At 59.0% G+C, this 14,556-nt stretch carries 7 protein-coding genes and 1 pseudogene; 5 read left to right on the top strand and 3 right to left on the bottom strand.

Going from position 1 to position 14,556, the window contains the following annotated elements; translation table 11 throughout:
* The first annotated feature begins 188 nt into the window (after window positions 1-188).
* The gene (locus GCN74_RS16695) at window positions 189-713 is read left to right on the top strand and encodes a hypothetical protein (protein ID WP_152257725.1); all 525 of its coding nucleotides are present in this window, start codon (window positions 189-191) and stop codon (window positions 711-713) included.
* Window positions 714-787: 74 nt separating this feature from the next.
* Here GCN74_RS16695 and GCN74_RS16700 read toward each other — a convergent pair whose 3' ends face one another.
* On the bottom strand, window positions 788-2,824 hold the full coding sequence (locus tag GCN74_RS16700; RefSeq protein ID WP_152257726.1) for a hypothetical protein: 2,037 nt from the start codon (window positions 2,822-2,824) through the stop codon (window positions 788-790).
* A gap of 274 nt (window positions 2,825-3,098) precedes the next feature.
* Here GCN74_RS16700 and GCN74_RS16705 point away from each other — a divergent pair.
* Both GCN74_RS16705 and drt2 read left to right on the top strand, forming a co-directional pair.
* A pseudogene (locus tag GCN74_RS16705) lies at window positions 3,099-3,912 on the top strand (lipid II flippase family protein).
* Window positions 3,913-4,335: 423 nt separating this feature from the next.
* Complete coding sequence (gene drt2, locus GCN74_RS16710; RefSeq protein WP_152257727.1) at window positions 4,336-5,625, top strand: antiviral reverse transcriptase Drt2; 1,290 nt, start codon at window positions 4,336-4,338, stop codon at window positions 5,623-5,625.
* Window positions 5,626-5,763: 138 nt separating this feature from the next.
* Here the strand turns inward: drt2 and purL are convergent, their stop codons facing one another.
* Both purL and GCN74_RS16720 read right to left on the bottom strand, forming a co-directional pair.
* On the bottom strand, window positions 5,764-9,813 hold the full coding sequence (gene purL, locus GCN74_RS16715; protein ID WP_152257728.1) for a phosphoribosylformylglycinamidine synthase: 4,050 nt from the start codon (window positions 9,811-9,813) through the stop codon (window positions 5,764-5,766).
* A 201-nt stretch (window positions 9,814-10,014) separates the two neighbouring features.
* On the bottom strand, window positions 10,015-11,079 hold the full coding sequence (locus GCN74_RS16720) for a sensor domain-containing diguanylate cyclase (protein ID WP_193317121.1): 1,065 nt from the start codon (window positions 11,077-11,079) through the stop codon (window positions 10,015-10,017).
* A 350-nt stretch (window positions 11,080-11,429) separates the two neighbouring features.
* On the opposite strand from GCN74_RS16720, the gene GCN74_RS16725 reads away from it, so the two are divergent.
* Window positions 11,430-13,055: a response regulator gene (locus tag GCN74_RS16725; protein ID WP_152257730.1), complete on the top strand. Its 1,626-nt coding sequence runs from the start codon at window positions 11,430-11,432 to the stop codon at window positions 13,053-13,055.
* Window positions 13,056-13,197: 142 nt separating this feature from the next.
* Window positions 13,198-14,529 carry a S41 family peptidase gene (locus GCN74_RS16730; protein WP_152257731.1) on the top strand — a complete coding sequence of 444 codons (1,332 nt, stop codon included), beginning with the start codon at window positions 13,198-13,200 and terminating at the stop codon, window positions 14,527-14,529.
* Window positions 14,530-14,556 lie beyond the last annotated feature (27 nt).

Raw genomic sequence — 14,556 nt, forward strand, 5'->3', positions numbered from 1 at the left:
GACCGTGATGGGGATTGGACGGCAGATGGGGTGCAAGTTTGCGCCACTGCTTTTCAGTAAGGTCAGTTCGGCTCATCGTCCTATGACCATTCAACCCTAATTAAGTTCAGTCAGACAGACCCTAGCGGAACCGCCGTCCGCGCATGCTATGATCGGCGCCCCGATCATGAGACAAATGGCAACGCCACATGCAGCATCCATCCGGCGGCAAATCCCCATCCATGCTGCGCCGCGGCCTGCGCCTGCTGGCCTGGCCCTTGCTGGCCCTGGTCAGCGCCGCCTGCACCAGCACCACGCGCCATCCTGCCAGCGAGCCTACGCCAGTCGTCCTGCGCTTTACCTATGACGACGGCAAGCCGATGCGGCATGACGATTACCTGGCCCAGGCGCGCCAGGAAACGTATATCAAGCACTGCAGCAAAGTGGGCAGCACCAGTGTCTGCGATGTCGGCTCGGATCTACTCTTCATGGGTGGCGACGCCCCGCTGGACGCCAACGGCGAAGTGCGCGTCACCCTGCACTCGACCGGCCCCATCGGCAGCAATCCGACCAGTCTTTGCATCAAGGGCAAAGGCTACGTCTTTGATTCCGGCGACTGGAAACGCGGTCCCTTCAGCCCCGGCCAGGTGATCGAGATCCGCTACAGGATCAGCGAAGTGGACATGGCGTGCCCCTGGTCGTCAAGCACGCCGCCCTGGTGGGACAGGAGCTAGCCGCGCCGTGACTTCGGTTGAGGCCGCTTGCCCGGAATGCAAGCGGACAAGGCGGGCCAGCACACCATTGCCCCTCACTGCGGCCAGCGGGCCTTGGCGCGCGCCTTGATCTTGCTGGCGACTGCCGCCAGGTCCTCATATTTGCCATTGTCGACCCAGGTGGTGTACATGAAGCCATCGACGCCCGTCACGCCATCCGCTTCGGCCGCATCCAGGTTGTCGAGCCATTCGTCCGTCAGCGGCAAGTCGTCGTAATACAGGGCGATCACCTGCTTCAGGTTGCGGTCGTGGAAAAATTTCAACGAAGACTGCTGCAGCGGGATCGGCGGCGGGTCGACGTACACATTTCTCTGCGTCCAGTTGACGATGACGGTATTCGGGTGGATGCCGTCGGCAGCCCCCAGCAGGCTGCCATTGACCATGAAATACTTGTCGATGGCATTCATGTTGGGATCGAACATGTCGTTCCACACATACAGTTCCACGCCCGGATTGACCTGCTTGACCATCGCCTGCATGGCCGTCATCGTGCCGGCCAGGTAGGCGCCCGCGCTCGCGTACTGGCAGGTCGGGTCCCAGTTCATGATACGCCACTCATCATAATTGATGAAGAACTTCTGGCTGGCGGGATACAGCGCCTTGATTTTTTCGTAGCCCTGCTTTTGCAAGGCCATGAATTGCGGCGGACACGCGCTGGCGGGCGAGGTCCAGACCGGCATCATGTTCTTCGCCTCCTGGTACCACGACACCAGCAAGTTGCTGCCATCGGGGATGGCGCTGGTGGCGGGAATGGCCAGCGATTCGCTGCCAGCCACGTAATCCTTGCCATTCACCGAGGAATATTCCACCGTGCCGTCGGCCGAAGTGACGACTATCGGCAGCCCAGCACGCGTGACCGTATGCGCGAGGCCGATTTCACGGATCTGCATGTCGTCTACCCAGGCTTGGCCCGCCTCGTTATTCTTCGCATTGCTCCAGGCGCCAAGGTAAAAACGGATGCTGGTATTGGCGCCGGTATTGAAATCGAAGTTGTAGTTCGTCCAATCCTGGTCAGGCAATACCGTGTTCGGCTGGACGTTCCAGGCGCCATTCGTCGTACCCCGCCCCATCGGATACAAATTCAGGTACAGCGGCACCTTGACGGCATCGTCATAGATCTGCACCTTCAGCGGCACCTTGTAGTTCGCCGTGCGCAGCCAGAACGATACGCGGTAAGCCGTGTGCGGCTTCATATTGACAAACCGCCGGTGCAAGCGCGTTTGCGTCTTCATGCTGCCGTCAGGCAGCAGCACATTCGGCTGCGACAGCCGGATCGCGCCCTTGCCCGGCACGTTGCCCGTCTTGAGGCGGTCGGTACCGCTGTCGAAGCTGACCGTGCCGGGGTCCATCAAGTCCCATGGCCCATTGCCGTTGCTGAAATTGTCGTTGGCCAGCCAGCGCACGGCTGGTACCGCCCGCCCCTGGCTGACGACAAACGGCGTCTTTTCCACGGCAAGCGCTTCCGACAGTTCCGGCTGCAATTGCGCAGGGATGTGCGGATGACCGCCCATCGGTATCAGTTCGATGCCCTTATCCAGCGCCAATTGCTTGATGGCTGCCAGGTTGCCGGCGAAATCGGGCGAATCGCGCGAGTCGGAAATATATGAGTCTTCGCCGCCGATATTGACGACGATGCCGTTATAGCCCAGCGCCGCCGCGTTGACGATCAGCGCCGACAGCTTGTTGAAGTCCGCGTTCGCTGTTTTTTTACCCCAGGCAATGCCGCCATAAAAATAGATCCAGCGTTTGCTAAAGCAATTCGTTACGCAGGCGGGCGCCAGCTGCACCGTCACTTGCTGCGACACGCTGGCCCCGCCACCCTGGCACGTCACCGTATAGCTGGTGGCCGCCTGCAGCGCCGGCGGCGTGTACGACCCCGTCAAGGGCAGCGACGGCGCCCAAGACGAAGCGCACGATTCGGCGCCCAAGGCATCCCAGGCGATCGAGGTACTCGTTCCCTTGGCCACCACCTCCGGGCAGGCGGACAAGTGCACAGTGGGCGCCGCGATGGCCAGCCCTGTCAGGCAAGTGCCCATGAGTACGGCGATACGGCTAAAAGCGAGCTGGCGCATGGCATTCCTTGCCAAAGTGGAATTTCATTTTAATAAGTTTTTGCATTTTTTGCAATTCCATCTCGAATAAGACGACGCATGCTGCGCAGTTACGCTGCCGCCGTCACCGGCCCCACAGCGTGCGATCCCGGTTTCTGTGCCGGGCTGGCCATACACTGCGCGCCAGCCAAAACACCACAAATCCCCCATCACAGGAAAATTAACTTATTTGCAGTTGAAAAATAAGTAATCCCATGGCAGCATGGAATTACATTTTCTTTATTGCAAGGTTGTGATGGACAAGCAATTGCTGCTGATTTGCGTACTGACGTTCATCATCCACATCATCGGCACCCTCGCCTATTCCGTGCGCATCGCGGGCATCCGCACGCGGCGCATCGCCGTGTCGCTGGCCCTGTTCAGCATCCTCATGCTGCTGTCGCGCACCTCGAATTCGTTTTTAGGACCATTTCTCGCCAAGCGCGTGGAAACGGGAATCGACCAGCATGTCACCGCCAGCGCCCTGCTGCTGGACTTCCGCTGGCTGCTGCTCTCCGCCAGCCTGGCGACCTTGCTGGGCGCGATACTGATCCCCACCTTCCAGCGCGCCTTCTGCCGCGCCGTCGAACACTTCCAGGTACACAGGTCCGTGCCGAAACTGCTGCTGCATGCCGTCTTCAAGGGCGGCCTGTCCTACCTCAAGACCTCCGCCAGCCTGCCCAAGCCCGCCAACGTCACCGGCCTGCGCGAAAAATCCGGCGTCTCCGTCTCCATGACAGCCATGAACGTCATCGCCACGGCCCTGTGGACGGTCGGCGCCTCGTTGTCCACCTTACACCGCGGCCCTCTACGCAGGCGTGCTGGACCCCAGCGTGCGCGTCACCTCCAGCACCCTGTCTTCCATCATCAACGGCGGCGCCACCATCATGATGGCCGTCTTCATCGACCCGCACATGTCGGGCATGACGGATGACGTCATCGAGGGCAAGACCGAAGAATCGCAGTTCCGGCGGGCGGTGGTGTGGCTGGTGGGGAGCCGGCTGGCGGGGACGCTTATTGCGCAGTTTTTGCTGGTGCCGTCGGCGGTGGTGATTGTGGGGGGTGGCTAAAGGCTTGTACCTCTAGGTGATATTGCCCTCCATAAATCAATTGATCCGCCAACTGGATTTTAAGTTACCCCACTGAACAAAAAATTCAAATTTAAGAAATATTTCTCAAAAAGCATGTCGAAAATAATTTTTTGTTATATAGTCTCCCTTGCTCTATGTATAGGCATAGAGGGATAAAACATGATGTCAATCTCCCTGGAATCAAGCGCAGCGCTTGACCGGAAGATCGACAGCACAATCATATAGACGATCTGCATAACGATCTCCTTGATTACATGGTAATACATTTCTAACATACGTGGCTTGGCTCGATTCGTCGGGTGTAATGGCAAGAGACAGACTGCTGGCCTAATCCGGAGGGGTAATTTTAGATTGCCACCATCTCAACTCCTCCGGTTTGCTAGATTTCATAGAAATAAACCAATGAAAAAGAATGGAACTAAATACCCGTGGTTTAGGAGAAGAGGCTACCCTCATTTTGACCATCCAATTTCTGTTCGTGACGCATCTCTGATTGTAAAAGATCCAGCAGAAGTAGCAAAGCACAGCTTCCTTCCATTTATCAACTTCTCAGTTAAAACATTCAAAGCAAAACGCCATGAAATCACAAAAAAGGTTCATCGCGTTGCGAAAATTCGACCAATCGCATATGCGTCTCACGTGGATTCCCACATCTATGCATATTACGCACATAACCTCTCAAAAATTTATGAAAAATCGATTAATCAAAAAGGATTAAATAATTGCGTACTTGCTTTTCGCCCGTTAGGGAAAAGCAATATTGACTTTGCAAACGATGCCTTTGAAAAAATTAAAGCGTCTGAAATTTGCTATGTCCTAGCACTTGACATCACAGGTTTTTTTGACAACATCGATCATTGCCTATTAAAAAAGATATGGAGTGAATTACTGGAGGTTGATAAGTTACCCAGTGATCACTGGGCCATATTTAAGTCTCTAACACAATTCGCGTCCGTCCATCAAGTTACACTCTATGAATTGCTAGGAATTTCCTTAAATAACAAGAAATCTGGAGGGCCGAAGCTTTGTTCAATTCAAGATTTCCGCGATAAAGTTCGCCCCGCAAAATTAATAAACGTAAACAAATCAAAAAAAGGGATTCCTCAAGGATCTCCAATAAGCACACTACTATCAAATTTATACATGATCGACTTTGACGTAGTTCTTAAGAATTACGCTGATTCCTGTGGTGGATACTACTTAAGATATTGTGATGACATATTACTTATAGTTCCACCAACTAGGAAAATTGAGGCTGAAAGCATTGCAATAAGTGAAATAAAGAAACTTAAGCTAGACATAAATTCAAAGAAAACAGATAGAGTTGATTTTTATTTTGATGAGCATGGTGTATTTACGGCAAACAAACCGCTACAATATTTGGGGTTTATGTATGATGGAAAGAAAATCATTCTTAGATCTGCGTCATTGGCAAAATATTTTGACAAAATGAAACGCGGGGTTCGAACCGCAAAAGCAACAATGTCAAAACGAAACATCTCTCGTCAAAATAGAGGCGCACTAGAAAAAGACCTTTTCAGAAAGTCTTTATATAAGCGTTACACATATCTTGGACGTAGAAATTTCATTTCATATGGATTTACTGCAGCTCGAAAAATGAATTCGCCAGCCATACGGAAACAATTGCGTGGCCTTTGGGGTAGGTTACAGAATGAGATCGATAAAGAATAACAAAGAACCTTTCCTCTTCTACAATAGTGGCATTATAATTGCAAAAAAATAAAAAGCCGCTGTCTCCCGACAGCGGCTTTCTCATTTCTACCCCAGCAGCAGCGCCTGAACTCCAGCGCTGCCCTGCAAGCGAACTGATTACCCCACAAACTTCCGCGCATTCCTGAACATGCGCATCCATGGCGAATCCTCGCCCCACGCTTCAGGGTGGTAGGACTGCTGCACCGAGCGGAACACGCGCTCCGCGTGCGGCATCAGCACGGTGAAGCGGCCGTCTGGCGTGGTGACGGAGGTGATGCCTTCCGGCGAGCCGTTCGGGTTGTACGGGTACGCTTCGGTGGCGGCGCCCTTGTTGTCGACGAAGCGCATGGCTTTGATGACCTGGGTGATGTCGCCCGTTTGCGAGAAGTCGGCGTAGCCTTCGCCGTGGGCGATGGCGATGCCGGCCTGGGTGCCGGCCATGCCGTTGAAGAAGATCGATGGGGAATCCATCACTTCGACCATGGCAAAGCGGCCTTCGAATTTCTCCGACTTGTTGCGCGTGAATTTAGGCCAGGCGTGGGCGCCGGGGATAATGGACTTCAGATTGCTCATCATCTGGCAGCCGTTGCAGATACCCAGGCCGAAACTGTCCGTGCGGTTGAAGAAGCGCGCGAACTGTTCCGCCAGGCTGGCGTTGAACAAAATCGTTTTCGCCCAGCCTTCGCCCGCGCCCAGCACGTCGCCGTACGAGAAGCCGCCCACGGCGATGACGCCCTGGAAGTCGTCCAGCTTGACGCGGCCCGCAATCAGGTCGCTCATGTGCACGTCGACCGCCGTGAAGCCTGCCTGGTGCATGACGTAGGCCGTCTCGATGTGCGAGTTGACGCCCTGCTCGCGCAGGATGGCGACACGGGGACGCACGCCGGTGGCGATGAATGGCGCGGCGATGTTCTCGTTCTGGTCAAACGTGACGATAGGCGACATGCCCGGGTCTTGCACGTCCAGCAGGCGGTCGTATTCGGCGTCCGCGCAGGCAGGATTGTCGCGCAGGCGGGCGATACGCCAGCTCGTTTCGCTCCACAGGCGGTGCAGTTCCGCGCGCGGCTGGGTGTAGATCAGCTTGGCGTCGCGCGTGAATTCGATCACGTCGCGGTCGTTCAATTTGCCGATGATATGGCTGCAGGCGCCCAGGTTGAAGGTGCGCAGCACGTCCATGACCAGCGATTTTTCTTCCGCGCGCACCTGGATGACGGCGCCCAGCTCTTCGCTGAACAGGGCGCGCAGGGTCAGTTCGTTGCGGCGTTCCGCTACCTGGCCGGCCCAGTTCTTGGCGTCGCCCCAATCGCTGGAATGCTCGCCTTCCATGGTCAGCATGTCGAGGTTGACGGACATGCCCGTGTGGCCGGCGAAGGCCATTTCCGTCAGGGTGGCGTACAGGCCGCCGTCCGAACGGTCATGGTAGGCCAGCAGCTTGTCGTCGCTGTTCAGCTTTTGGATGGCGGCGAAGAAGCCTTTCAAGTCGTCCGCGCTGTCGACGTCCGGCGTGGCGTTGCCCAGCTGGCCCATGACCTGTGCCAGCGCCGAGGCGCCCAGGCGGTTCTTGCCGCGGCCCAGGTCGATCAAGATCAAGGAGGTGTCGCCCTGGTCCGTTTTCAGCTGCGGCGTGAGCGACTTGCGCACGTCCGTGACTGGCGCGAACGAGGAGACGATCAGCGACACGGGCGAGGTAACGGATTTCGCCGCGCCCGTGCTCTCGTCTTTCCACGTCGTGCGCATCGACAGCGAATCCTTGCCGACGGGGATGCTGATGCCCAGCGCCGGGCACAGGTCCATGCCGACGGCTTTGACCGTGTCGTACAGGGCCGCGTCCTGGCCAGGCTGGCCGCAGGCGGCCATCCAGTTGGCGGACAATTTGATGTCGGAGATGTCGCTGATTGCTGCGGCGGCGATGTTGGTGACGGCTTCGCCCACGGCCATGCGGCCCGAGGCGGCGGCGTCGATGACGGCCAGCGGCGTGCGTTCGCCCATGGCCATCGCTTCGCCCAGATAGCCCTCGAAGCTCATGGTGGTGACGGCGCAATCGGCCACCGGCACTTGCCATGGTCCCACCATCTGGTCGCGCACAGTCATGCCGCCCACGCTGCGGTCGCCGATGGTGATCAGGAAGGATTTGTCGGCCACGGTAGGCAGCAGCAGCACTTTTTGTGCCACATCCGTCAAGTCCATGCCCGTCAGGTCGATGGCAGGGAAATCATTGGCCACGTGGACCACGTCGCGCTGCATCTTCGGCGGCTTGCCCAGCAAGACGTCCATCGGCATGTCGACCGGTTCGTTGCCCAGTTCCGGGTCGATCAGCTTCAATTGACGCTCTTCGGTGGCCACGCCCACGGCGGCGAACAGGCAGCGTTCGCGTTCGCACATGGCTTTGAACAGGGGCAGGCTTTCCGGCGCGATGGCCAGGACGTAGCGTTCCTGCGACTCATTGCTCCAGATTTCCTTCGGCGCCATGCCCGATTCTTCCAGCGGGATCTTGCGCAGGTCGAAAATCGCGCCGCGCTTGGCGTCGTTGGTGATTTCCGGGAACGCGTTCGACAAGCCGCCCGCACCCACGTCGTGGATGGAGATGATCGGATTGTCCGCGCCCATTTGCCAGCAGGCGTTGATGACTTCCTGGGCACGGCGTTCCATTTCCGGATTGCCGCGCTGGACGGAATCGAAGTCCAGGTCGGCTGTGTTGCTGCCCGTCGTCATCGACGAGGCGGCGCTGCCGCCCATGCCGATGCGCATGCCCGGGCCACCCAGCTGCACCAGCAGGCTGCCGACGGGGATGTCGTTCTTGTGCGTGTGCTGCGCCGAGATATTGCCGATGCCGCCGGCGATCATGATGGGCTTGTGGTAGCCGAAGACTGCGTCCGGTGCGCCGGCTTCCTTCGCGCCGACGTTCTGTTCATACGTGCGGAAGTAGCCGCCCAGGACGGGACGGCCGAATTCGTTCGAGAACGCGGCGCCGCCCAGCGGGCCTTCGATCATGATCTGCAGGGGCGAAGCGATGCGTTCCGGTTTGCCGTATTGCTCCGCATCCGTGCGGGAAGCCAATGGCGCCGTCACGGAAGCGGCCGTTTCCCAGCTGCGCACGGCGTTCGGCAGGGACAGGTTCGATACGGTGAAACCCGTCAGGCCAGCCTTCGGCTTGGCGCCGCGGCCCGTCGCGCCTTCGTCGCGGATCTCGCCGCCCGCGCCCGTGGAGGCGCCGGGGAATGGAGAAATCGCCGTCGGGTGGTTATGCGTTTCCACCTTCATCAGGGTGTGCGTCAGTTCGTTTGACGCCGCATATTCGTGCTTGTCGCCACGCGGGTAGAAGCGCGAGACCGTCGCGCCTTCCATGATCGAGGAATTGTCGCTGTAGGCGACGACGGTGCCCTTCGGCTGCAGTTCGTGCGTGTTTTTGATCATGCCGAACAGGGACTTGGTCTGCGCCACGCCGTCGATGGTCCAGTCGGCGTTGAAGATCTTGTGGCGGCAATGCTCGCTGTTCGCCTGCGCGAACATCATCAGTTCCACGTCCGTCGGATTGCGGCCGGCCTTGGTAAAGGCGGCGTCCAGGTAGTCGATCTCGTCTTCCGACATCGCCAGGCCCAGCTCGACGTTTGCCGTTTCCAAAGCACGCTTGCCCTGCCCCAGCAAGTCGATCGATTCCAGCGGGCGCGCTTCCAGGGTGCGGAACAGGTCCTTGGCGTCGTCCGCGCTGCGCAGCACGGATTCCGTCATACGGTCGTGCAGCAGGTCGGCCACGGCCTGCACCTGCTCGTCCGTCAATTTGCCCGCGCCGATGGCGCTGCCCAGGATGCCCGATTTCAGGTTGATGCGGAAAGCGATGCCGCGTTCGACGCGCTTGATGTGCGCCATGCCGCAGTTGTGCGCGATGTCGGTGGCCTTCGAGGCCCACGGCGAGATCGTGCCGAAACGGGGAATGACGAAGAATTCTTCGGCAGCGCCTTCCGTATTGTCGGCGTGGGCCGGTTCGCCGTACGTCAGCAAGGCGCCCAGGCGCGTGCTGTCGTCGTTGGTGAGCGGCGCGCTGGCATCGATGAAATGGACATAGCGTGCTTGCACGGCAACAATCGCAGGCGAAACGGCTTGCAGTTGGCTTAACAGACGGTGGCTACGGAAATGGGACAGGGCATTGGAACCCGGCAGTATCAACATGATTGGAAGGTGGTTGATGCAGCGTGGCTGCGGGTTAAAGGTAGGTATGACAATATCTTTCGTACGGCAAATTTCCTTTGCGCGCATTATACCCGTTTTACCCCTGCCTTATGACCGGAACTTGGGGCTTTGCTCCCCTTTTGCCCCGCAAAGCGGCCATTTTTGACGCGGCAACAACACCGCGGGTACGCCTCAGGCGCCTCAGGCGATCACATAGCGGTTCTTGCCCTGGCGCTTGGCCAGGTACAGCGCTTCGTCGGCCAGCCGATAGCTGTGGCCCAGGTCCTTGCCCCGGTCCAGCTCGGCCACTCCCACGCTGATCGACACGAACTGTGCCGCCAGGAAGCCCTGGCTGACGGCCTCGACCAGGGTGCCGGCAAACGCGCGCACGGCCTCGCGGTCGCCCGCGTAGACGACGCCGAATTCCTCGCCGCCCAGGCGCCCGCACAGATGGCCTTGCGCCTTGTCCGCGATGATGGCGGCCGTGCGCACCAGCACTTCGTCGCCCGCATCGTGGCCCTGCTGGTCGTTGATGACCTTGAAATCGTCGATATCGATCATCAGGAAATACAGCATGCCGCCGTTGGGCGCGCCATGCATCTGCTGGGCCCGCTGCGTGAACATGCGGCGGTTGTTCAAGCCCGTCAGGCCGTCCTGGAAGGCCAGCCGCGTCAATTCCACCTTGGAGTGATAGTTGCGCAAACGCAATAAGCTGAAGCTGACATTCAGCGCCAGCCCGAACAGCACGCTGACGGCGATCATCAATGGCGCCCACGATTCGTCCGGCAAGCCCGCGTTCACGGGATACAGGCCGTGACCCACGTTCCACCACACGCCGGCCACCACGGCCAGGTAGCTGAGGCCGCCATTGAAGATGGAAGCGATGGCCAGGGTCATGAAGACGCCCACGGGCAAGACCCAGAAACTGGCGTGGTGGACGGCGTCGGCCATGGTGCGCAGGCCGAAGGTCAGGGTCAGCACGGCGCAGGCGCCCGTAATCGTCAGCACGGGCAAGGTGGTGCAGCGGTAGCGCACGATCAGGCTCGCCAACATGCCCAGCAGCGCCAGCACGGCATGCGCCTGGTTCGGATGATAGGGTTCCGGCATCAGCAGCCACGTCAGGCTGTAGGCGATGATGCCCAGCAGCTGCGTGACCATGCCGACCCGGTGCAATTCCGCAAAATACGTGTGCTGCTGTTCGCTGTTGCCGCCAAATGCAAGGGGTACGGCGACGCGCCGCAAAATAGACAGATCTGTAACACGCATGACGGGTATCAACAGCTGAGAGGGAAAAAGCGCCCGGTAAAGCCTTGCGCATGCTTTCCGCAGCATGGCGCGGGATGCAACAAATGTTGCATTTCTAAAATACTATCACGGTAGTCGAGAAATGGCCGTAAAAACAGCTGCCCGCACCGCCGCCATGCCCCCCCATGTCATGAAATACAACGCCGGACGGCGCCTGGCGCACCTGCCCTTGCGTGCCGCGTCCGATTGCACGCATTTTGCTGGCAGTGCCGGCCGGCTTTGCAGTATGCTGATAAAAAATAATACGGCCTGACAGATGCATATAAATAGAGTCTCCACAAATGACCGAACAGATGAACGAGAGCTGAACAATGCCAGAAACTAGCGACTTATCTGTCCTGATCGTCGACCCGAACCCCAGCATGCGGGGCAACCTGCACAATATGCTGAACCAGGCGGCCATCACCAAGGTGGAATATGCCGTCAATTCCGGCACGGCCATCCGCCTGCTGACGAAGAAACCGTTCGATATCATCCTGTGCGAATACGATCTTGGTAGTGGCACGGACGGCCAGGACGGCCAGCAATTGCTGGAAGACTTGCGCCACCACAAGCTGATCGGCCTGTGGACGATCTTCATCATGCTGACCTCGGAAGCCATCCACAGCAAGGTGATCAGCGCCGCCGAACTGACCCCGTCCGACTACATATTAAAACCGTTCACCGTCGATGTGCTGAGCGGACGCATCGCCCGCGCCATCGAGCGGCGCGCCGTCTTCCTGCCCACCTACCAGTTGATCGACAAGGGCGACCTGCGCGAAGCCGTGAAAAGCTGCCGCGCGGCCGAACTGCAGCATCCGCGCCTGGCAGCCGATTTCACCCGCCTGCGCGCCGAACTGCACCTCACCCTGGGCGAATGGACGGAAGCGGAACAGCTGTACGCCGACATGCTGGCCACGCGGCCCATGGCCTGGGCCCACCTGGGGCTGGCGCGCACCCTGTTCGAGCAGCAGCGCCACGAAGAAGCGCAGGACACGCTGCTGGAACTGGTGGAAGCCTATCCCCGCTTCATGGCCGCCTACGACCTGCTGGCGCAAAACCATGAAGCCATGGGCCAGCAGCTGCAGGCCAAGAAAATCCTCGAAGACGCGGTGGCCATTTCGCCGCACATGGTGCGCCGCTTGCGCCACCTGGGCGGCATCGCGTTCGACACGGGCGATATCGGCGCGGCCGAACGGGCCTACAAGCAGGTGGTGACCAAAGCGAAGTACTCTGAATTCCGCGACCCGGAAGACCACGTCAACCTCGTGAAAACGCTGGTCAAGAAAGGCGACGCGCCGCAGGCCAGCGGCGTGCTGCGCGACATGGAGCGCTCCTTGCGGGGCGGCGCCAACGTGGAAGCGTGCCGCGCCATCTCGGCCGCCATGCTGCATGAATTGTCGGGCAACGACATCGCCGCCGCCAGCGAACTGCAGCTGGCCGCCGCCGCCCTGGACACGGCGCGGGGCCTGTCCACGCAGCTGAAGGTGGGCCTCGTGCAAAGCTGCCTGAAAAACAATCTGGAGCAGGCCGCCTCCGACGTCATGATGAAGCTCGTCAACGAGGCGGACAGCGAAGTGACGATGGAAGCGGCCGTCGACGTGTTTGAAAAGGCGGGCCGCCACGACCTGGCGCAAGGCATGGGCCAGCAGATCAGCAACCAGGTGCAGGAACTGATGCAGGATGCGGCCAGCAAGTCGGAAAGCGGAGAGCTCAAGGGCGCCGTGTTCGTGCTGCGCCAGGCCCTGCGCAAGACGCCGGGCAACCTGCCCGTGCTGTTCGCCTCCGTCGAGGCCATCCTGCGCCAGCTCAACATGCTGGGCTGGGAAGCGCCGCTGGCCGAACAGGCGCAGCACCAGCTGCAGGTGATCCGCAAGATCGACCCCAAGCATCCGAAGCTGGAATCGCTGAAGCAGCAGTATGCGGCCACGCAGCACAAATACGGCATCGCTACCTGAACCTGCCGCAAGCCCGTGACTGCCGGTGGCATGGAACGGAAGCGGAAGCAGCTGCGCCCAAAACCGGTGCCGGCGAATTTTTCCACAACATATTGCACAATATATTGTATGCTGGGGCTTCACCGAGGGAGGTAACATCAGAATGCGCCATCACCTGTTTCTGCTTCAAACCCTGTCGGCACTGTCCATCATGTGCGCACCGAGCGCTTTTGCCGAGGCGCTGGGCATCTCACGAGACGAAAAAGGCGCGATCATCGCCTCCCTCGACAGCACCCTGCAGGCAAACTACCCATTTCCGGACATCGCACGAAAAATCAGGCCCGTGCTTCAGGAACATCTGAAAAAGGGAGCGTATGACTCGGCGACCACGAAGGCAGAGTTTGCGAGCAAGCTGACCGACGATCTCGTCAAGGTCAGCGGCGACCTGCACTTCCTGGTGGCCACCGACCCGGAATGGATCGCGGAATTCAAGGCAAAGGCCAACCCGGCGCTCAAGGCCAAGGTACGACGAGAAGAAGCCAGCCGGCTGGAGGAAAGCAATTTCGGTTTCGATGAGGTCGCCCGCCTGACGGGAAATATCGGTTATATACGCTTCAGCTATTTTGCCGATCCTGAATTTGCCCATGATACGGCGGCATCCGTCATGCGCCTCGTGGGCAATACGGATGCCGTCATCATCGATTTGCGCTATAACAATGGCGGACACCTGGAAATGGCGCAATTTCTTGCGAGCTATTTCTTCTCCAGCGAGAAAGACCAGCTGCTCTTCGACTACTATTACAACGAGGATGGCAAGCGCATCCAGCGCGGGCAATGGGTGCTGCCGGGCTTGCCGGGCAAGCGCATGGTGGACAAGCCCGTCTACATCCTCACCGGCTCCACGTCGTTTTCTTCCGCAGAATGGTTTTCCTATGCGATGAAAAAGCTCGGACGAGCCACCCTGATCGGGGAGCGGACGGCCGGCGGCGCGCATCCGGTGGCGCGCAAGCCGCTCAACGATGATTTTTTCGTGCAAGTGCCGATTGGCCAGATCCAGGATCCCGTTGACCGTGGCGACTTTGAAGGCGTCGGCGTGCAACCCGATATTGCCAGCCCCTCCATTCGCGCGCTGCCTGTGGCGCACAAGCTGGCGCTTGAAAATCTGGCGAAGACCGATGAGGCCAGGCGCACGGAATTGGCCTGGCTGCTCCCCGGCCTGACGGCCGCTGTCGAGCGCCCGCACATCGATGCCGCGATGTTGACGCAAGCTGCCGGAAAATACGAAGGCCGCCAGCTCATCCTGGACAACGGCATACTTTACTATCTCTGGCGCGACCGCTTCCGCGTCGCGCTTGAGCCGATAGGGCCCGACCTGTTCGCGGTGGAAGGCGTGTCGGATTTTCGATACCGCCTGAATACCTTGGACGGAAAAGTAACGGCGCTGGAACGCGTAAACAAGGACGGCAGCATCCAGAGGTACCAGCGCCTTGACTAGGAAAACGCATTCCCCGGCCCCGATCGA

This window comes from Janthinobacterium sp. FT14W (assembly GCF_009208755.1).
Lineage (GTDB): Bacteria > Pseudomonadota > Gammaproteobacteria > Burkholderiales > Burkholderiaceae_D > Janthinobacterium > Janthinobacterium violaceinigrum.

What these genes read in the sequence shown, in the direction of transcription:
- GCN74_RS16695 (WP_152257725.1), top strand. Translation starts at nt 189, where the DNA reads ATGCAGCATCCATCCGGCGGCAAATCCCCATCCATGCTGCGCCGCGGC.
- GCN74_RS16700 (WP_152257726.1), bottom strand. Translation starts at nt 2,824, where the DNA reads ATGCGCCAGCTCGCTTTTAGCCGTATCGCCGTACTCATGGGCACTTGC.
- drt2 (WP_152257727.1), top strand. Translation starts at nt 4,336, where the DNA reads ATGAAAAAGAATGGAACTAAATACCCGTGGTTTAGGAGAAGAGGCTAC.
- purL (WP_152257728.1), bottom strand. Translation starts at nt 9,813, where the DNA reads ATGTTGATACTGCCGGGTTCCAATGCCCTGTCCCATTTCCGTAGCCAC.
- GCN74_RS16720 (WP_193317121.1), bottom strand. Translation starts at nt 11,079, where the DNA reads ATGCGTGTTACAGATCTGTCTATTTTGCGGCGCGTCGCCGTACCCCTT.
- GCN74_RS16725 (WP_152257730.1), top strand. Translation starts at nt 11,430, where the DNA reads ATGCCAGAAACTAGCGACTTATCTGTCCTGATCGTCGACCCGAACCCC.
- GCN74_RS16730 (WP_152257731.1), top strand. Translation starts at nt 13,198, where the DNA reads ATGCGCCATCACCTGTTTCTGCTTCAAACCCTGTCGGCACTGTCCATC.